The sequence below is a fragment of the Phenylobacterium sp. genome (genome assembly GCF_004799515.1).
Taxonomy (GTDB): domain Bacteria; phylum Pseudomonadota; class Alphaproteobacteria; order Caulobacterales; family Caulobacteraceae; genus Phenylobacterium.
Genome location: NZ_SSMX01000036.1, coordinates 133435 through 151908 on the forward strand (window position 1 = coordinate 133435; position 18474 = coordinate 151908).

At 69.9% G+C, this 18474-nt stretch carries 22 protein-coding genes; 16 read left to right on the forward strand and 6 right to left on the reverse strand.

Translation table 11 applies throughout. The features are described from left to right. Nucleotides 1-2: 2 nt before the first annotated feature. The gene (gene trpE / locus E8A49_RS15975; RefSeq protein WP_293383501.1) at nucleotides 3-1535 is read right to left on the reverse strand and encodes an anthranilate synthase component I; all 1533 of its coding nucleotides are present in this window, start codon (nucleotides 1533-1535) and stop codon (nucleotides 3-5) included. After that, nucleotides 1532-3487, reverse strand: coding sequence for a peptidylprolyl isomerase (locus tag E8A49_RS15980; RefSeq protein ID WP_293383504.1), 1956 nt, complete (start codon nucleotides 3485-3487; stop codon nucleotides 1532-1534). The genes trpE and E8A49_RS15980 overlap by 4 nt, the downstream gene beginning before the upstream one ends. Before the next feature lie 159 nt (nucleotides 3488-3646). Between E8A49_RS15980 and tpiA the strand changes: the two genes are divergently transcribed. After that, on the forward strand, nucleotides 3647-4390 hold the full coding sequence (gene tpiA / locus E8A49_RS15985) for a triose-phosphate isomerase (protein WP_293383507.1): 744 nt from the start codon (nucleotides 3647-3649) through the stop codon (nucleotides 4388-4390). Here tpiA and E8A49_RS15990 read toward each other — a convergent pair. Beyond that, complete coding sequence (locus tag E8A49_RS15990; RefSeq protein WP_293383510.1) at nucleotides 4387-4800, reverse strand: VOC family protein; 414 nt, start codon at nucleotides 4798-4800, stop codon at nucleotides 4387-4389. The genes tpiA and E8A49_RS15990 overlap by 4 nt on opposite strands. A 44-nt stretch (nucleotides 4801-4844) precedes the next feature. Continuing rightward, the gene (locus tag E8A49_RS15995) at nucleotides 4845-5384 is read right to left on the reverse strand and encodes a GNAT family protein (protein WP_293383513.1); all 540 of its coding nucleotides are present in this window, start codon (nucleotides 5382-5384) and stop codon (nucleotides 4845-4847) included. A gap of 162 nt (nucleotides 5385-5546) precedes the next feature. On the opposite strand from E8A49_RS15995, the gene secG reads away from it, so the two are divergent. The 3 genes from secG (at nucleotide 5547) to E8A49_RS16010 (ending at nucleotide 8349) form a co-directional block, all read left to right on the forward strand. Further along, nucleotides 5547-5981: a preprotein translocase subunit SecG gene (gene secG / locus E8A49_RS16000; protein ID WP_293383516.1), complete on the forward strand. Its 435-nt coding sequence runs from the start codon at nucleotides 5547-5549 to the stop codon at nucleotides 5979-5981. A gap of 73 nt (nucleotides 5982-6054) precedes the next feature. Next, nucleotides 6055-7695, forward strand: coding sequence for a CTP synthase (locus E8A49_RS16005; protein WP_293383519.1), 1641 nt, complete (start codon nucleotides 6055-6057; stop codon nucleotides 7693-7695). A 216-nt stretch (nucleotides 7696-7911) separates the two neighbouring features. After that, the gene (locus E8A49_RS16010; RefSeq protein ID WP_293383522.1) at nucleotides 7912-8349 is read left to right on the forward strand and encodes a lysozyme inhibitor LprI family protein; all 438 of its coding nucleotides are present in this window, start codon (nucleotides 7912-7914) and stop codon (nucleotides 8347-8349) included. A gap of 24 nt (nucleotides 8350-8373) precedes the next feature. Here the strand turns inward: E8A49_RS16010 and E8A49_RS16015 are convergent, their stop codons facing one another. Continuing rightward, nucleotides 8374-9474: an alkaline phosphatase family protein gene (locus E8A49_RS16015; protein ID WP_293383525.1), complete on the reverse strand. Its 1101-nt coding sequence runs from the start codon at nucleotides 9472-9474 to the stop codon at nucleotides 8374-8376. A 279-nt stretch (nucleotides 9475-9753) separates the two neighbouring features. Here E8A49_RS16015 and E8A49_RS16020 point away from each other — a divergent pair, with 279 nt between their 5' ends. The 6 genes from E8A49_RS16020 to E8A49_RS16045 all read left to right on the forward strand — a co-directional run bounded on the left by E8A49_RS16020 (nucleotide 9754) and on the right by E8A49_RS16045 (nucleotide 12185). Then, nucleotides 9754-10080 carry an EthD domain-containing protein gene (locus E8A49_RS16020; RefSeq protein WP_293383528.1) on the forward strand — a complete coding sequence of 109 codons (327 nt, stop codon included), beginning with the start codon at nucleotides 9754-9756 and terminating at the stop codon, nucleotides 10078-10080. 27 nt (nucleotides 10081-10107) lie between these two features. Then, nucleotides 10108-10554: a DUF2214 family protein gene (locus E8A49_RS16025; protein WP_293383531.1), complete on the forward strand. Its 447-nt coding sequence runs from the start codon at nucleotides 10108-10110 to the stop codon at nucleotides 10552-10554. Between the two features lie 18 nt (nucleotides 10555-10572). Then, complete coding sequence (locus E8A49_RS16030) at nucleotides 10573-10938, forward strand: MmcQ/YjbR family DNA-binding protein (RefSeq protein WP_293383534.1); 366 nt, start codon at nucleotides 10573-10575, stop codon at nucleotides 10936-10938. 74 nt (nucleotides 10939-11012) lie between these two features. Continuing rightward, complete coding sequence (locus E8A49_RS16035; RefSeq protein ID WP_293383537.1) at nucleotides 11013-11297, forward strand: hypothetical protein; 285 nt, start codon at nucleotides 11013-11015, stop codon at nucleotides 11295-11297. A gap of 112 nt (nucleotides 11298-11409) precedes the next feature. Next, the gene (gene rpmF, locus E8A49_RS16040; protein ID WP_111515250.1) at nucleotides 11410-11592 is read left to right on the forward strand and encodes a 50S ribosomal protein L32; all 183 of its coding nucleotides are present in this window, start codon (nucleotides 11410-11412) and stop codon (nucleotides 11590-11592) included. A gap of 86 nt (nucleotides 11593-11678) precedes the next feature. Then, nucleotides 11679-12185: a hypothetical protein gene (locus E8A49_RS16045; protein WP_293383540.1), complete on the forward strand. Its 507-nt coding sequence runs from the start codon at nucleotides 11679-11681 to the stop codon at nucleotides 12183-12185. 2 nt (nucleotides 12186-12187) lie between these two features. Here the strand turns inward: E8A49_RS16045 and E8A49_RS16050 are convergent, their stop codons facing one another. After that, nucleotides 12188-12958, reverse strand: coding sequence for an enoyl-CoA hydratase (locus E8A49_RS16050; RefSeq protein WP_293383543.1), 771 nt, complete (start codon nucleotides 12956-12958; stop codon nucleotides 12188-12190). 143 nt (nucleotides 12959-13101) lie between these two features. Between E8A49_RS16050 and eno the strand changes: the two genes are divergently transcribed. The 6 genes from eno to E8A49_RS16080 all read left to right on the forward strand — a co-directional run. Continuing rightward, entirely contained in the window at nucleotides 13102-14379 is a 1278-nt protein-coding gene (gene eno, locus E8A49_RS16055; RefSeq protein WP_293383546.1) for a phosphopyruvate hydratase, read from the forward strand. A gap of 17 nt (nucleotides 14380-14396) precedes the next feature. Continuing rightward, nucleotides 14397-15587 carry a tetratricopeptide repeat protein gene (locus tag E8A49_RS16060; protein WP_293383549.1) on the forward strand — a complete coding sequence of 397 codons (1191 nt, stop codon included), beginning with the start codon at nucleotides 14397-14399 and terminating at the stop codon, nucleotides 15585-15587. Nucleotides 15588-15652: 65 nt separating this feature from the next. Continuing rightward, entirely contained in the window at nucleotides 15653-16873 is a 1221-nt protein-coding gene (locus tag E8A49_RS16065) for an MFS transporter (protein ID WP_293383552.1), read from the forward strand. A 54-nt stretch (nucleotides 16874-16927) separates the two neighbouring features. Continuing rightward, nucleotides 16928-17224: a septum formation initiator family protein gene (locus E8A49_RS16070; RefSeq protein ID WP_293383555.1), complete on the forward strand. Its 297-nt coding sequence runs from the start codon at nucleotides 16928-16930 to the stop codon at nucleotides 17222-17224. A 50-nt stretch (nucleotides 17225-17274) separates the two neighbouring features. Next, entirely contained in the window at nucleotides 17275-18345 is a 1071-nt protein-coding gene (gene pdhA, locus E8A49_RS16075; protein WP_293383558.1) for a pyruvate dehydrogenase (acetyl-transferring) E1 component subunit alpha, read from the forward strand. Next, nucleotides 18342-18474, forward strand: a 133-nt coding sequence (locus E8A49_RS16080; RefSeq protein WP_293383567.1) for a biotin/lipoyl-containing protein, incomplete at its 3' end; no start/stop codon positions are given. The genes pdhA and E8A49_RS16080, both read left to right, overlap by 4 nt.

The following is an 18474-nucleotide window of genomic DNA, read 5'->3' on the forward strand; positions in this document are numbered from 1 at the left end:
GCCTAGACGAACCGCCAGCTCTCCTCGGCGGCGCGGCGCAGGGCGCGGGCCTTGTGCAGGGTCTCGTCGTACTCGGCGTCGGGGTCTGAATCGGCCACCACGCCGCCGCCGGCCTGGACGTACATGGTCCCGTCCTTGAAGAGGGCGGTGCGCAGGACGATGCAGGTGTCCACCGAGCCGTCGCAGCCGAAATAGCCCGCCGCGCCCGCATAGCCCACGCCGCGCTTCTCGATCTCGAGCTCGTCGATGATCTCCATGGCGCGGACCTTGGGCGCGCCGGACAGCGTGCCGGCGGGCAGGGCGGCCATCACCACGTCGACGGGATCCAGGCCCTCCGGCGCGTCGCCCTCGACGTTGGAGACCAGGTGCATGACGTGGCTGTAGCGCTCGACGAAGAAGCTGTCGGTGACCCGCACGCGGGGCGCCTGGGGGCTTTGCGGCGCCTCGTTCGCGCCGGCGTCCTTCAGCATGGCCACCCGGCCCACGTCGTTGCGGCCGAGGTCGAGCAGCATCAGGTGCTCGGCGCGCTCCTTGGGGTCGGCGACCAGCTCGGCCTCGAGCGCGGCGTCCTCGGCCGGGGTCGCGCCGCGCGGGCGGGTGCCGGCGATCGGGCGGATGGTGATCTTGCCGTCGCGCAGCCGCACCAGGATCTCCGGCGAGGAGCCGGCCAGCTGGAAGTCGCCGAAGTTCAGATAGAACAGGAAGGGTGACGGATTGGTGCGCCTGAGCGAGCGGTAGAGGGCGAACGGATCGCGCGTGAACGGCGCGCGGAAGCGGTGGCTGGGCACCACCTGGAAGATGTCGCCGGCGTGGATATAGGCCTTCGCGGCGGCCACGATCTCCCGGTAGCGCTCGCGGCTGACCGGGGTGGTGAAGGCGTCCGGCTCCGGGACGCCGTCGCCCTTCAGCGGCGGGGCCGGGCGCTTCAGGTCGGCCATCACCGCGGCGATGCGGGCCTCGGCGGCGGCGTAGGCCGCCTCGGCCGAGGCGGTGTCCGGACGCACAGGCGTCACCAGGATGATCTCCTGGGCGATGGCGTCGAAGATCGCCACGATGGAGGGCCGGGTCATCACCCCGTCGGGCAGGTCCAGCGGGTCGGGATTGGCGTTCGGCAGGCGCTCGGCCAGCCGCACCATGTCGTAGCCCATGGCCCCGAACAGGCCGGCGGACGGCGGCGGCAGGCCGGCGGGCCGCTCGATCCGCGAGGCGGCCACCAGGTCGCGCAGGCTGTCCAGCGCTCCGCCGGGCTGGGCGGTGAAGCGGCCGGCGGCGATGTCGTCGCCCTCGGCCACCTCGGCCGCGTCGCCCCGGCAGCGCCAGACGAGGTCGGGATTGAGCGTGATGATCGAATAGCGCGCGCGGAAAGCGCCGCCCTCGACACTTTCGAACAGGAAGGCGTAGGGCCGCCCGTGGCCGATCTTCAGATAGGCCGAGACCGGCGTCTCCAGGTCGTCGATCAGCCGCGTCCAGACGAGCTGCGGATTGCCTTGCCCGTACGTCTGCTCGAAGGCCGTAAACGCCGGCTCGATCTTCATTTCGCCAGCGGCGCCTTGCCGGCCGGCGCGCCGCCCTTGCCGGCGGGCGCCCCCTTGCCGTCGAGGGGCTCCAGGCCGATGGCTTCGCGGGCGCGGTTCGCGTCCATGGTCACCTTGACCGTCTGACGGGCGTAGACGTGGGCGGACTCGCCGATCTCGCGGACGAAGCCCTGGGTCATCTGCGGGCGCAGCTGCTCTTCGTTCTGGGCGAGGGTCGTGGGATCGCCCACGTGGACCGCCTCCAGCTTGCCGACGAAGAAGCCCGGATGGTTGTCCTGGGCCGTGAAGACGTCGCCGGGACGCGAGCCGAACGCCTTGCCGAGCAGGTCCTGCGACAGGGCCTGGTTCTGGCCGGCGCTGCGGCGGTCGAGGGCGGCGACCTGGCTGACGGTGACGCCGGCGGACTTGGCCACCGCATCCAGGCTCTCGCCTTTGGTGACCCGCGCCGCCAGGGCCTCGGCCTTGGCCTGCATGGCCTTCATCAGCTCGCGCTGGGTCCAGAAGCGGGCGAGCTGCGGCTTGATCTCCTCCAGGGGCGGCAGGGCCGGCGGGGTGATCTTCTCGACGCGGACGGCGAAGTACTCGCCGTTGCCGGCGTCCTCGACCTCGCTCTCGCCGCCGGCCGGCAGCGACCAGGCGGTCTCCATCAGCTTCTGCGAGAGGCCCTGCACCGGCTGGCCGGTGGAATCGCGGCCGCCCTGGGTGAGCGGGCCGAGGGTCTCGGTGGCCACGCCGGCCTTGGCGGCGGAGGCGGCGAGGTTCGCGCCGCCCTGGTGGGCGTCGTCATAGGCCTGGGTGAGGGCGTAGACCTTCTCGGCGGCCTGGTCCTTGCGGATCTCGGCTTCCAGGGCCGGCCGGACCTCGTCCAGGGTCACCGCGCGCCCGGGCGTCACCGACATCACCTTGACCACGGCCATCCCGAGATCGCCCTTCACGGTGGCCACCTGGCCGGCAGGGGTGGTGAAAGCGGCCGTGGCCACCTTGCCGTCGGGAATCGCGGTCTTCGGCTTGTTGGCGTAGGTGATCGCCTCCACGCCGGCCTGCTTGGCGACCAGCGCCGGGTCGGCCCCCTTGGCCAGGCCCTGGGTGATCTGAGCCGCGGCTGCGGCGTCCTTGGCCGGGATCTGGATGACCGTGCGGGTCTCCGGCGAGGAGAGCGTGTCCTTGCGGAAGTTGAAGCGCTTCTGCAGCTCCGCCGGATCGATGGGCGCGGTGGCCGCCACCTGGCTGGGCGAGAACTTCACCACCGTCAGCGTGCGGAACTCCGGCCGGGTCAGCTGGGCCTTGTTCTCGTTCATCAGCTCGACGAGCTGGGCGTCGGTGGGCGCGGGCGGCTGCGGCACGCTGGCGGGCTCGATCGCGAAGTAGCCGAAGTCGCGGCTTTCCATGGTGTAGATCGCGGCCAGCGCGGCGTAGGCGCGCGGCACGGTGAGGCCCGCGATCAGGCCGGAGGCGGCTTCCTGCTCGGTTATCTGGTCGCGCAACTGGCCCTCGAAATTGGCCGCGGTCAGGTTGTTGTCGGCCAGGCGGCGCAGATAGGACTGCTGGTCGAAGCGTCCGGTGACCTGATCGAAAAAGGCCGGGATCTTGCGCAGCTCGGCGGCGACCAGCTTGTCGGACGGATGCAGACCGATGCGGTTCAGCTTCTCGGCGAAGGCCTCGCTGGTGGCCAGCCCCTGCAGCACCTGACGGTCCAGGCCGTTCTGAGCGGCGAGCTCGGGGCTGATCTGCTGGCCGTACTGCTGCTCCAGCTTGCCCTTGAAGCCGTCGAAGGCGCGCTTGAATTCCGCGGGGCCAATGCTGCGCGATCCAGCGGTGATCACCGAATTGCTGATCCTGGGCGAGAAGTTGTTGCGGTTGCCGATCCCGAAGACGACGAAGCTGACGATCAGAAGGCCGAAGAGCAGGGTGGCGACCCAGGATTTCGCGAAGACGCGAATGGCGGAGAGCATTGAAACCCTTTCAGGGGCCAGGCGGATGGAACCCGCCGGGCGCAGGACATGGGCGCCGGTATAGTGGAGGCCCCTTGCGCCCCGCAAGCGCGTGACATGCGCCGCCGCTTGCCTTAACCGCGCCAAGGCGGCGTCGCGCCGCGCATCTCGCGAGGCTGAATGACCGTTCCGACCCCTCTGATCGCCGGCAATTGGAAGATGCACGGCACAGCGGCCACGATAGACGAGGCGCGCAAGGTGGCCGCCCAGGTGAAGGGGACGAGCCCGCGTGTGGCGATCTGTCCGCCCGCCACCCTGATCCATCAGCTCAGTGAGGCGCTGAAGGGCTCGGCGGTTCTGGTCGGGGCGCAGGACTGCCATTGCGAGTCGGCCGGGGCCTATACCGGCGACGTCTCCGCCGAGATGCTGGCCGACGCCGGCGCGAAGCTGGTGATCCTCGGTCACTCCGAACGCCGGGCCGGCTACGGCGAAACCGACGCCCTGGTCGCGAAGAAGACCGCCGGCGCCCTGCGTGCCGGCCTGGAGCCCATCGTCTGCGTCGGCGAGACCATCGACCAGCGCAAAGCCGGCGAGGCGCTGGCCGTGGTGACCGGGCAGGTGAGGGGCTCCCTGCCGCCCGAGGTGGCCGGACAGGCTTTTTCCGTCGCCTACGAGCCGGTGTGGGCGATCGGCTCGGGCCTGACGCCCGCCGTGGCCGAGATCGAAGAGGTCCACGCCGCCATCCGCGCCATCCTGCGCGAGCTGTTCGGCGCGGCCAGCGACTCCGCGCCGATCCTCTACGGCGGCTCGGTGAAGCCCTCCAACGCCGCGGAGATCCTGCATGCGGCAGAGGTCGGCGGCGCGCTGGTCGGCGGCGCGTCGCTGAAGGCTGACGACTTCCTTGGGATCATCAACGCGCTCTAGGCGGACGGCCCCTTCAGCTCGACGGTGTTCCCCTCCGGGTCGCGGATGTAAAGAGAGAAGCCGTCGCCGTCGGCGCCATAGCGGGGGCCCTCTTCGACCACCGCGACCCCGCGCGCCTCCAGGTGGGCGCGGATCGCCGCCTCGTCGAAAGGCCGCACCTGCAGGGCGAAGTGGTCGAGGTTGCGCCCCTTCGCGCCGGGGCCGGCGCCGCCCGCTTTGCCGAGCGGACCGTCGAGGGTCACTAGGTCGATCATCTGCCGGCCGGCGCGGATGTGGGTCAGGCCGAGCTCGGGCCTGTCGCGGTCGACCGAAAGCCCAAGCACTTCGCCGTAGAAGGCCAGCATGGCGGCCTTGTCGCGCACCCGCAGCACGATGTGATCGAAGCCGTCCACGCGGATCGGATGGGCCATCGCTCGTCTCCCTGGCGTCTTCGGCGGAGATGGGAAGCCGGCGCCTATAGCAAAAGCCCGTAGAGCCGGCAGTCGCGTCGCTCGCCGTCGCGCAGGACGTGGCCGCGCAGCATGCCTTCCTCCGCGAAGCCCAGCTTCTCCAGCAGGGCCTCCGAACGGCGGTTGCCCAGGTGGGTGCGGGCCAGCAGGCGGCGCACGCCGCTGGACGCCGCGTAGGACAGCACCGCCTGCATGGCCTCCTGCGCATAGCCCTGGCCCCAGGCCTCGCGGCCCAGCATGAAGCCCACCTCGGCGCGGTGATGCCGCCGGTCGATCTCGGAGAGGTCGCAGGTCCCCAGGAACCGGCCGTCCGAGAGCGTCCGCAGCGACCAGTAGAAGGCCCGCCCGGAGGCCATCTCGTCCACCTGGCCCGCGACGATGCCGTCGATCACGTCGGGGTCGTCGATCTCGCCCACGTCCCAGAAGGCCATGACCTCGGCGTCGGCCATCAAGGGGAAGATCTGCCGCGCGTCCTCGTTCGCCAGGGGCGCCAGCCTTATCCTCTCCGTCTCGAGGATCGGCGGATGGCTGGGATCGGGGCTCATGCTACGCGGAACGTCCGGAGGCCAATCTTGTGTCGGGGCTGCGACGCCCTAGCTATGGCCTTGGCGCGTGCTCGGTGATAGAGCCCGCGCTTCATTTCGGCGGACCCGTCCTCGTTTGCGCGGGGGTGTGACCGCCCGAACGCACCGGATGAAAACAAGACCATGCTGATCGGCATCCTGCTGACCGTCCAGATCCTCGTCAGCATCGCGCTCGTGGGCGTGGTGCTGCTGCAGCGGTCGGAAGGCGGCGGTTTCGTGGGCGGCGGCAGCGCGGGCGGCGTGATGTCCGTGCGCGGCGCGGGCGACCTCTTGACCCGCACCACCTGGATCCTGGGTTCGGCCTTCTTCATCATCAGCCTGCTGCTGACCATCCTGTCCGGCCGTGAGCGCGGCGCGGCCTCGGTGGTCGACCGGCTGAAGATCGACAACATCGATCCCTCGACCCTGAACCATCCGCAGCCGGCCCGGCCGCCGGCCGGCACCGCCCAGCCCGGCGGTCCGCAGAGCGCGCCGGTCCCGCTGCAGGCGCCGACGCCGCAGATCAACAACCCGTTCCTCGGTCAGCCGGCCGGGCCTTCGGCGCCGCCTTCCAAGTAGTCTCCCTAGAAATCCGCACGACCCTGGTCGATTCGGGCGGCGAACGCTCGAATCGCTGCTAATCTGGACGCCCATGGCCCGGTACATCTTCATCACCGGCGGCGTGGTCTCCTCCTTGGGTAAGGGTCTCGCGTCCGCCGCGCTCGGCGCGCTGTTGCAGGCGCGCGGCTACAAGGTCCGCCTGCGCAAGCTGGACCCCTACCTGAACGTCGATCCGGGCACGATGAGCCCCTATCAGCACGGCGAGGTCTTTGTCACCGACGACGGGGCCGAGACCGACCTGGACCTCGGCCACTACGAGCGCTTCACCGGGGTGAACGCCACCAAGGCCGACAACATCACCACCGGCCAGATCTACAAGACCATCATCGAGAAGGAGCGCCGCGGCGACTACCTGGGCGCGACGGTGCAGGTGATCCCGCACGTCACCGGCGAGATCAAGGACTTCGTCCTGGCCGATCCGGGCGAGGGCGTCGACTTCGTGCTGGTCGAGGTAGGCGGCACGGTGGGCGACATCGAGGGCCTGCCGTTCTTCGAGGCGATCCGCCAGCTGGGCCAGGAGCTGCCCCGCGGCCACGCCTGCTACATCCACCTGACGCTGCTGCCGTTCATCAAGACGGCCGGCGAGATGAAGACCAAGCCCACCCAGCACTCGGTGAAGGAGCTGCGCTCCATCGGCATCCAGCCGGACATCCTGCTCTGCCGTTGCGAGATGCCGATCCCCGAGGGCGAGCGGAAGAAGCTGGGCCTGTTCTGCAACGTGCGGCCGAGCGCGGTCATCCAGGCGATGGACAGCGCCAACATCTACGCCGTGCCGCTGGACTATCACGTCCAGGGCCTGGACGCCGAGGTGCTGGACGTCTTCGGCCTAGCCGAGACCGCGCCCAAGCCGGACCTGTCGCGCTGGGAGGCGATCTCCCACACCCTCAGCCATCCGGACGGCGAGGTGAACATCGCCATCGTCGGCAAGTACACGGCGCTGACCGACGCCTACAAATCCCTGATCGAGGCCCTGACCCACGGCGGCGTGGCCAACAATGTCCGCATCAAGCTGGACTGGATCGAGGGCGAGACCTTCGAGGCCGACGAAGCGATGATCGGCGAGCGCCTGACCGGGGTGCACGGGGTGCTGGTGCCCGGCGCCTTCGGCGAGCGCGGCTCGGAGGGGATGATCCGCGCGGTCAAGTTCGCCCGCGAGCACGCCATTCCCTACTTCGGCATCTGCTTCGGCATGCAGATGGCGATGATCGAGGCGGCCCGGAACCTGGCCGGCATCCACCAGGCGTCGTCCACCGAGTTCGGACCGACGTCGGAGCCCATCGTCGGCCTGATGACCGAATGGGTGAAGGGCAACCAGAAGGAAACCCGCGCCGAGGGCGGCGAGATGGGCGGCACCATGCGCTGCGGCGCCTATGAGGCCTTCCTGACGCCAGGCAGCAAGGTGGAGGCGATCTACGGGACCCAGGCGATCTTCGAGCGCCACCGGCACCGCTACGAGGTCAACATCGCCTACCGCGATGCGATCGAGGCCACCGGGCTGAAGTTCACCGGCCTGTCGCCGGACGGCATCCTGCCGGAGCTCTGCGAGCGCACCGACCATCCCTGGTTCGTGGGCGTGCAGTACCATCCGGAGCTGAAGAGCCGGCCCTTCGACCCGCATCCGCTGTTCGCCAGCTTCATCGGCGCCGCCCGCAACCGCAGCCGGCTGGTCTGACCTGGCGGCATCCGTTTTGGGGCGAGCCCATAGCGTGGCGACCCTCCTCCCCTTGTGGGAGGTGGCGGCGGCCGGATGGCCGACGGAGGTGGGGTCGCGCTCACCTCTCCGCGCGAACTGAGCTTCGAATAGAGCCGCGAGGTCGAGAAACCCCACGTCCGACCCGCTCCGCGGGCCACCTCCTCCCACAAGGGGAGGAGGAGACCGGAGGCGCCGGTGAATGTCGATACGACCTATGCTGACAAGTCGGACCATCCGGCGCACCTTCCGCAGATGCGCAGTCCTCTCGCCCTCACGATCTTGGTCGGGCTCGCAATCGCGGCGCCCGCCGCAGCGCAGACCCAGATCGAACTCAACCAATTGGCCGCTGCGAACTTCCGGAAGGCCGACGCCCAACTCAACGCGCTCTACCGGAGGGTCACCAATCACCTGCCGGCCGGGGCGAAGGCGAAGCTGGTCGCGTCCCAGCGCCTCTGGATCTCCTTCCGCGACGCCGAGTGCAGGTTCCGGGCCGAGAGCGTGGCCGGCGGCTCCGCCCAGCCCATGGTGTTCGCAGGCTGTCAGGCGACGCTCACCCGCGAGCGCATCAAGAGCCTTTCGGCCGTGACCGTCGGTTGCCAGGAGGGCGACGTCAGCTGTTTAAGGACGCCTTAGAACTCCGGGCGCGCAGGCGAAGGCCTAGCGGCCGACCGCGAACAGCTTGACCATCGGCCGGACGCCGGCGTCCGTGTCCTTGGCGTGGCCGAGGTAGCCGTCCACGCCGAACGCGTCCTCCAGGGTCCGCAGCAGCGAATAGTGGCTGTAGGGCGTTTCGTCCTTCACGCCGCGCGGGCCGTGGTTGGTGATCACCACGGTGGGGATATGGCCGCCGCCGTAGTTCGCGACCGAGCCCGGAACGATCCCGCAACAGCCGCCGACGCTGCCGCCGGAGCCTTCGTCGAAGGTGATGATGATCGCCATGTTCTGCTTGCTGGCCCAGGCGGGCGTGGCCTGCAGCCGGCGGACCAGCTCGCCGGTGTAGGCGTCGCCGCGGCGGATCAGCGACTTGTCCTGGTCGGTGTTCCCGTCGCAGTCGGCCGGCACGCCGTCGCCGTGCAGGCCATGCATCTCGTTGCACTGGTTGGGCACGATGAGGGCGAAGTTGGGCAGCTGGCCGCTGGCCAGGTCGCGGTCGAGCTGGTCGAAGCCCACGATCCGTTCGGCGCGATGCGGGTCGTCCTGCACGCTGGCGAAATTCATGAAGCCCGAGTGCTTGGAGGCGTAAAGCGACGCCGTGCGCATCCCGTTGGCCGCCTTCGGGTCGCCGGCGATCACCGCGCCGGAGCCGGGCTCCGGCAGGTTCTCGTAATAGCCTTTCCAGGTCAGGCCGATCGCCAGAAGCTGGTCGCCCAGGTGCGGAACCTGCACCCGGTGAGTCGCATAGCCCGGCGCCTTGGCGCCGCCGCAGAACGGGCGCGTCGAGCCGGGATCGCAGTAATAGGCGTCGTCGTCGTGGATACCGAAGGTGTCGCCGCCCAGGAGGGCCACATAGTTGGCCTCGCTGGGATGCACCTCGGCGAAGAACTGGGCCGCGTCGCCGTACTTCACCGCCAGGCCCGCGATGTTGGGGGCCGACGCGGGGCTCATGATCTGGCCGTAGTCCTTGTTCTCCTCAAGGATCACGAAGACATGGTCATAGTGCGGGACGCCCTCGCGGCCGGCCGTCGGCGCGGCCGGAGCGGCGAGGGGAGACAGGACCAGTCCTGCGGCAACCGCCGCAACCGTAAAGAAACGCCGCATCAGACTCTCGCCCTCCCGCTTTGGGGTCCACCTAGCAGACCGCATTCCGGGGCGTCTCGCGCCGTTTTACGACAGCTCGGCGACAGTCCTCACCCTACGGACGGTTGACGGACGCCAGCGCCGGGCGCCTGCTGCTCCGAGGGGAGCCCGCCGATACTCGACCTGGCCCTGGCGCGACGCTGAGAGGTGGGCAGGCAGCCGCGGTGAAACGGCCATGATCAAGATCGTCTTTTGCCTTCGCCGGCTTCCGGAGCTCTCGCGAGAGGCATTCGCCCGCTATTGGCTGAGGAACACGGTCCCCTCGTCCGGAGATTGGCGGGCGACCTCATGATCCAGCGTTATGTCCAAAGTCATCTTCTGCAGGACGATCGCCTGACCCCTCTGATCCACGCGCGAAGCGCCGAGCCTGAGCCCTACGACGGCGTCGCCGAACTTTGGTGGCGTTCGTTGGGCGACATCTTCTCGGCCGCTCAGACGGAAAAGGGGCTCGCCGCCAGCCAGGCGCTCCTGGCCGACGAGCGCACCTTCATCGACTTGCCCCGCTCTCCGCTCTTCTTCGCCAACGAGCACGAGATTCTTTCAGACAAGGCTCGACCCGCCATCTGATGGCGCGTCGGTTCAGGAGGCCCATCCATGCTCGATCTGGCCCAGGCGATCGCCCACCACATCCTGGTGTTCAGCCTGTTCGGCGTGCTGTTCGCCGAGCTGATGCTCGTGCAGCCGGGCGTCGGCTTGGCGACCATCGCCCGAGTGGGCCGCATCGACCTGATGTACGGCGCCCTGGCCGGCCTGATCATCGTCGTCGGCTTCTCGCGGGCGGTCTTCGCGGCGAAGGGCTGGCTCTACTATTCGCACAACCTCTTCTTCTGGCTGAAGGTGGGGACCTTCCTGGTCATCGGCCTGCTGTCTGTCCCGCCGACCATCGCCTACATCCGCTGGCGGCGGAGCGGGGCCGCACCCGCCGACGCGCAGGTGGCCGGCGTGCGCCGCTGGCTGTGGGCCGAGACCCTGCTCTTCGCCCTGTTGCCGGCCTTCGCCGCGGCCATGGCCCGCGGCTACGGCGAATTCCCGGTCCGCTGAGGCGCGGCGGGGCCATCGATGCAGACCGCGGACGACCTTCGCCGGATCGCGCTCTCCCTGCCGCGGGCCTACGAGGACCTGCACCGCCGCCGGCCGGCGTTCCGGGTGCAGAAACGGATCTTCGCCATGCTGGGCGTCGCCGGCAACGCCAGCCTGTTCCCGGAGCTGGCGGCGGACCAGGTCGCCGTCGTCAAGCTGGACCGCGACGACCAGCTCAACCTGGCGGCGGCCCATCCCGGCGCGGTGCGGCCCACCGAGACCTACGGCCATCACGGCTGGACCTATTTGCGCCTGCCGGACCTCACCGAGGACACCCTGACCCTGCTGACCCGGCTGGCCTGGACGCATGTGGCGCCAAAGCAACTGTCGCGGACGTTGTCGTGATGCGCTCAAGAGTCGACTACCCGACTCGCAACGATCGGCCGGGAACAACGTTCTTCGGCTGACCGGAGGCCCACATGGCCCGCACGCCCGATAAACTCACCGACATCGTCATCGCCAACGACAAGCTGCTCAAGGCGATGATCGCCTTGCTGGCGTTGAAGGACCGCTATCTGCTGGACGAGCTGCGCGTGGTCTTCGACCACGTCCATGACCGCGACCCGGGTAACGAGGTTGGCCTGGCGAACCGCGCCGTCTGGGCGCATATCCGCGAAGAGCTCAACGTCATCGCCGACATGGTCGGGGACGAGGCGTCGCCGGACACAAACCTCGGCGAGGCTGGCGCGCACTACGGCGGCTGAACGGCCGAGCGAGGCTCGCCTTGAATCGCGGCGGGGTTTCAGGCATAAGCCCGCGCTCACGTCGGCGGACTTAGGTCCGCAGGCCTCCTTTTTACGCCCGCGAGATATTCCGATGGCCGTTCCTAAACGCAAAACCTCGCCCTCGCGGCGGAACATGCGCCGCTCCCACCACGCGCTCGGCGCCAATTCCTTCGTCGAGGACAAGGAAACCGGCGAACTGAAGCGCCCGCACCACGTCGACCTGAAGACCGGCATGTACAAGGGCCGCCAGGTCCTGACGCCGAAGGAAGACTAGCGCTTCCAAGCCAAAGAGATTTCGAACGCCGGCTGCGGATCGTGGCCGGCGTTTTCGATTCCAGGGTTCGGCCCTAGGCTGACGCCATGTCCGTTCGACGCATCAGCCTCGCCGCCGCCTTTGCGATCGTCGCCTCGGCGGCAAGCGCTGCGCCGCCGCTCACCGCTCAGGGCTGGGGGAAGCTGCGCATCGGGATGCGGGAGCGCGAGGCGGTGCGGCTGTTCCACCTGCGCGTGCCCAAGGGACTCGGCCCGGACAGCTTCGAATGCCGTCAGGACCAGCTTCCCAGCCAGCCGGGGCTGAATGTCATGGCCGAGCGGGGCGTGGTGACACGCATCACCATGGACGGCGACAGCCAACTCCAAACAGATCGCGGCCTTGGCCTTGGCGCGAGGGAGGCCGACATCCGCCGCGCCTATGGCCCGACGCTGAAGATCGCCATGACGCCCTATGAGGAGGAACCGGCCCACCAGCTGATCTTCTGGACCGCCCATGGAAAGCGAGGCGTCCGCTACGACACCAATGTCGCAGGCTCCGTCGAGGCGATCTACGTCGGCAGCCGGTCGATCACCTACATCGAGGGCTGTTCCTGAACCTACTGACTGCGCCCGCGCGCCTGCACCGCCGCGCGGCGGGCCTCGACCATCTCCGGGGTCACCGCGGCGTTGTGGACGACCGAGCGCTCGTGCTCCAGCGCCAGGCCGTCGCCCAGCGACAGCGCATAGCCGTCGTCGATCATCGCCTTGTAGGCTGCCAGCATGTCGGCCTCGATGGAGGCCATCTCGCGCGCCAGCTTGAGCGCCGTGGGCATCAGCTCGGCCGGCTCGACCACCCGGTTCACCAGACCCCAGTCATAGGCCTGCTGGGCGGAGAGGAAGTTGCCGGTCAGCGACAGCTCCTTGGCGCGGTAGGGGCCGATGGCCCGCGACAGTTTCTGCGACAGGCCCCAGCCGGGCGTGATCCCGACCCGGGCGTGGGTGTCGGCGAAGCGGGCGTTGGTCGAGCAGATCAGGATGTCGCAGGCCAGCGCCACCTCGAAGCCGCCGGTGATCGCCACCCCGTTGATCGCGCCCACGATCGGCTTGGAGCAGGCCAGGACGGCGCGGGCCGGGTTCTCCGCCGGGTCGGTGGCGTTGGCCGCGCCCATGCCCAGCGGATCGGTGGAAAGCTCCTTCAGGTCCAGGCCCGCGGTGAAGGCGCGCTCGCCCGCACCGGTCAGCACCACGACCTTCACGGACGGGTCGGCGTCCAGCTCGGTCAGCGCCTGGCGCAACGCCGCCCGCAAAGCCTTGGAAAGCGCGTTCATCGCCTCGGGGCGGTTCAACGTGACGATGGCGACGGCGTCCTGGCGTTCGACGAGCAGCATGGGGTCCTCCTGAGCATCAGCTAGCACCTCCTCTCCCCGGAGCGAAGCGACAGAGGGAGAGGGAAGGGAGAGGGCGTTGCCCGAACACCGGAAGCTGGCTAAGCCTCGCCCGCGCCCGAAAACCCGAGGTCCGAGAGATTCCCATGACCGAGATCGTCGACATCACCGCCCGCGAAATCCTCGACAGCCGCGGCAATCCGACGGTGGAGGTGGACGTGGTCCTGGAGGACGGCGCCATGGGCCGCGCCGCCGTGCCCTCGGGCGCCTCGACCGGCGCCCACGAGGCGGTGGAGAAGCGCGACGGCGACAAGTCCCGCTATGGCGGCAAGGGCGTCCTGCAGGCGGTCGACGCGGTGAACGGCGAGATCTACGACGCGCTCGCCGGCGCCGACGCCGAGGACCAGCGCCGGCTGGACCGGATGCTGATCGACCTCGACGGCACGCCGAACAAGTCGCGGCTGGGCGCCAACGCCATCCTGGGGGTCAGCCTGGCCGCCGCCAAGGCCGCCGCCAGCTCCTCGGCCCTGCCGCTCTACAAGTACGTCGGCGGCGTCTCGGCGCGGGTGCTGCCGGTGCCGATGATGAACATCATCAACGGTGGGGCGCACGCCGACAATCCGATCGACATCCAGGAGTTCATGATCCTGCCGGTGGGCGGCGCGACCTTCGCCGAGGCCCTGCGCATGGGCTCGGAAATCTTCCACGCGCTGAAGGCCAAGCTGCACGCCGCCGGCCACAACACCAACGTCGGCGACGAGGGCGGCTTCGCCCCCAACATCGGCTCGGCCGAGGAGGCGCTGACCTTCATCATGCAGGCCGGCGAGGCGGCCGGCTACAAGCCGCAGACCGACTTCGTCCTGGGCCTGGACGCCGCCGCCAGCGAGTTCTTCAAGGGCGGCCAATATGTGATGGCGGGCGAGGGCAAGACCCTCGATCCGGCCGGCATGGTCGACTACCTGGCCGGCCTGGTCGCCAAGTTCCCCATCGTCACCATCGAGGACGGCTGCGCCGAGGACGACTTCGCGGGCTGGAAGCTGTTGACCGACAAGCTGGGCGGCAAGATCCAGCTGGTCGGTGACGACATCTTCGTCACCAACCCCGAGCGCCTGGCCATGGGCATCGAGAAGGGCCTGGCCAATTCGATCCTGGTGAAGGTCAACCAGATCGGCACCCTGTCGGAGACCCTCGACGCCGTCGACCTGGCGCACCGCAACGCCTACACCGCGGTGATGAGCCACCGGTCGGGCGAGACCGAGGACTCCACCATCGCCGACCTGGCCGTGGCCACCAACTGCGGGCAGATCAAGACTGGCTCGCTCAGCCGCTCCGACCGCACGGCCAAGTACAACCAGCTGCTGCGCATCGAGGAAGAGCTGGGCGACCAGGCGGTCTACGCCGGCCGGGGCGCCCTGAAGCGGTAGACCGCCCGGTAGGCCGCGTGGGACCCCTCACCAACGAGACCCTGCCGGCCGCCTTCCGGCAGGCCGTAGGGCTGCAGACGGCGGGGGACTTTCCGGCGGCGGCGGCGATCTGGCGGCGGGTCGTGGCGGCCGCGCCCGGCAGCGCCGAGGCCTGGCGCAACTTCGCCGACGTGCTGACCGCGCTGGGCGATTTCGAGGCGGCGGAAGCGGCCTATCGGCGGGCCCACGCCGCGCGGCCGAAGGCGGCCTGGGCGCTCTGGGGCCTGGCGGGCTTCCTGCACAAGACCGGGCGATGGCGCGAGGCCGATCCCCTCTACGCGCAGGCGCTGGCGGCCACGCCGGACGACCCGCACCTGCGCCTGGCCTACGGGCACCTGAAGCTCGGCCTCGGCGACTTCGCGGGCGGTTGGCCACTCTACGAGAGCCGCAAGGGTCTGGCCGGGCAGGGCGCCGATCCGCCGCCCCTGCGCAACGAATGGCAGGGCGAGCCGGTGGAGGGCCGCCGCCTGCTGATCTGGCCCGAGCAGGGGTTCGGCGACCAGATCCAGGTCGTCCGCTACGCCTTGGAGCTGCAGGCGCGGGGCGCCGCGGTGACCCTGGTCTGCCCGCCGGAGCTCGCGGCGCTGTTCGCCGAGCTGCCGCTCAAGGTGGCGACGCGGGAGCAGACCATGCGGCTGGACGAGCCGGACTACTGGGCCCTGGCGCTGTCTGCGCCCGGCCGGCTCGGTGTCGCCCTCGGCGACCTCAAGGGCGCGCCCTACCTGCGGGTCCCGGCGGACCGGCAAAGCAAGTGGGCGGGGTATGTCCCGGCCGGCTCGGTCGGGGTCGCCTGGCGCGGGCGGTCGACCCATCCGAACGACGCCCACCGTTCGCTGCCGTCTGTGGACGCCCTGCAACCGCTGCGCGAGGCCGGCGCGCGCCTCGTGGACCTCACCGAACCGTTGGGCGACTTCGCCGACCTCGCCGCCATCGTCGAACATCTGGACCTCGTGGTGACCGTCGACACCGCCGTCGGCCACCTGGCGGGCGCGCTGGGCAAGCCCTGCTGGCTCCTGCTGCCCTGGTTCCGGCAGGACTGGCGCTGGCTCGAGGGCCGCGACGACAGCCCCTGGTACGCCGGCCACCGCCTGTTCCGCCAGGCGCCCGGCGAGGGTTGGGCGCCGGTCGTGGGCCGCGTCGCAGAGGCCTGGCGGCGCGCCCACGCCTAGCCGCCGGGATTGCCGCAAGACCGCCGAGCCGCCACTCTTGCCCCGAATCCGCCGGGGAGGGCGCGATGACCTCAGCTTCGAGCCCGCCCGACGCGCGGCCGGCCGCCGGCCCGCTGATCCTGGGCCTCTGCTTCGCCGCCGCGCTGTGCGAGGGCTTCGACGTCCAGGCCGCGGGCGTCACGGGCGCCGGCGTCGCGCACGCGTTCGGCGTCCAGCCCAGCGGGCTCGGCGGCTTCTTCACGGCGGGCAACGTCGGCCTGCTGTTCGGCGCGGCGCTCGGCGGGCGGCTGTCGGACCGGGTCGGGCGAAGGATCGTGCTGATCGTGTCCCTGGCGGTGTTCGGCGTCTTCTCCCTGGCGGCGGCCCAGGCGCAGAGCCTGACGATGCTGACCGCGTTCCGCGTGCTGACCGGCCTGGGCCTCGGCGGGGCCATGCCCAACGCCATCGCCATCGCCGCCGACTTCGGCGGGCTGTCGCCGCGCAGCGGGCACGTCGCGGTGAGCTACTTCGGCATGCCGCTGGGCGGCGCGGCGGCCAGCGCCCTGGCGGCCGTTCTGCCGATGAACCAGTGGCGCGAGGTCTTCGTCATGGGCGGCGCGACCCCGTTGATCGCCGCCGCGGCGATCCTGCTCCTGATGCCCGAGACCGTGGGGCGGGCGGCGGCTGTTAGGCCGGGCGGCGCGCCCGCCAGCATCGCCCACGCCCTGTTTGGCGAAGGACGGGCCTACCGCACCCTGGCGCTGTGGGCCGGGATATTCCTGATGGCCCTGGCGCTGCACCTGATGCTGAACTGGCTGCCCCTGCTGCTGCAGGCCCAGGGCCTGTCGAAGGGCCAGGCGGCGCTCGCCCAGGTGGGCTTCAACCTGGCTGGTGCCGCGGGAGCCTTGGCCGTGGGCGTGGCGATGGACGGCGGCGCGCGCCGGCCGGCCGTGATCGCCGCCGTCGTGGGGCTGCCGGCCGTGCTCCTGCTCATGGCCGTGCTGCATGGACCGGGCATGATCGGCCTGGCCGCGGGCCTGGGCGCGGCGGTCCTGGCCGTGCAGGTGATCCTCTACGCCGTGGCCGGCGGCCTCTATCCGCCGTCGGTGCGCGGGACGGGTCTCGGCGCCTCGGTGGCCTTCAGCCGGGTGGGCTCGATCGCCGGCCCGGCCTTCGCCGCGGTGTTGCTGGCCTCTGGGGGCAGCGCCGGCCAGGTGCTGGCGGGCCTGCTGCCGATCACCCTCGCCGGCGGGGCCTGCGTCCTGGCTCTGAGCTGGCGCGCGAACCCCCTCGAAAGGCTTGGTTAGCGCGCCGTTAAGCATCCTGGCGGCATTGAGTCCTCTCTGGTGCAGGGATTCGCCGTGCTCGCTCGCCTTCGTCCGTTTTTGCCGACCGCGCTGCTGATCCTGCTGATCGTCTACTTCGCCATGAACGCCTTCACCGGCGACCGCGGCCTGCTCTCCGCCGACCAGCGCGACGAGACCCTGATCGCCAAGACCCGCGAGCTCGCCCAGGTGCAGCGCCAGCGCCAGGATCTCGAGACCCGCGCGCGCCTGCTGCGCGACACCAGCCTTTCCGCCGACCTGCTGGAGGAAAGAGCGCGCTCCCTGCTAGGCTTCGCCGATCCGAGAGACTATGTGATCCGCATGAAGCCTTGAGGCCCGTCGCGGGTTCTAGAAGGCCTCGAGGACGGATCCAGGAGATACGCATGGCGCGTGAGCAGACCGGCGCGGCCGGTCGGCGGAAAGCCAACGGCGCCGAAGCCAAGGAGCCCGCGGACGGGTCCGGCGGTGGCAAGGACGAACTGCTGAAGTTCTATCGGGACATGCTGCTGATCCGCCGCTTCGAGGAGCGCGCGGGCCAGCTCTACGGCATGGGCCTGATCGGCGGCTTCTGCCACCTCTACATCGGCCAGGAGGCGATCGCGGTCGGCGTCCAGTCGGTGAAGACCAAGGGCGACCAGATCATCACCGGCTACCGCGAGCATGGCCACATGCTGGCGGCGGGCATGGACCCCAAGGAGGTGATGGCCGAGCTGACCGGCCGCGCCTCCGGGGTATCGAGGGGCAAGGGCGGCTCGATGCACATGTTCTCGACCGCCGAGGACTTCTATGGCGGTCACGGCATCGTGGGCGCGCAGGTCAGCCTGGGCACCGGCTTGGCCATGGCCAACCGCTACCGCGACGACGGCCACGTCTCTTTCACCTACTTCGGCGACGGCGCGGCCAACCAGGGCCAGGTCTACGAGAGCTTCAACATGGCCGAGCTCTGGAGCCTGCCGGTCGTCTACATCATCGAGAACAACCAGTACGCCATGGGCACGGCCATCGGCCGCTCGTCGTCCGAGACCCATCTCTACAAGCGCGGCGCCTCGTTCCGCATCCCGGGCGAGGAGGTCGACGGCATGGACGTGCTGGCCGTCCGCGCCGCCGCGGGCAAGGCCGCCGAGCACGCCCGCTCCGGCAAGGGCCCCTACATCCTGGAGATGAAGACCTACCGCTACCGCGGCCACTCCATGAGCGACCCGGCCAAGTACCGCACCCGCGAGGAGGTCGACGAGGTCCGCAAGACCCGCGACCCCATCGACCACGTGGAAGAGCTGCTTGAGAAGAACAAGTGGGCTGACGAGGCGGCGCTGAAGGCCATCGACGCGGAGGTGAAGCGCATCGTCGCCGACGCCGCGGAGTTCGCCCGCACCAGCCCCGAGCCCGACCCGAAAGAACTCTACACCGACGTCTACACCGACATCACCCAGGAAGCCTCCGAGGTGGCGGCATGACCGACGTCCTGATGCCGGCCCTGTCTCCGACCATGGAGGAGGGCACGCTCGCCAAATGGCATGTGAAGAAGGGCGACACGGTCAAGTCCGGCGACGTCATCGCCGAGATCGAGACCGACAAGGCCACCA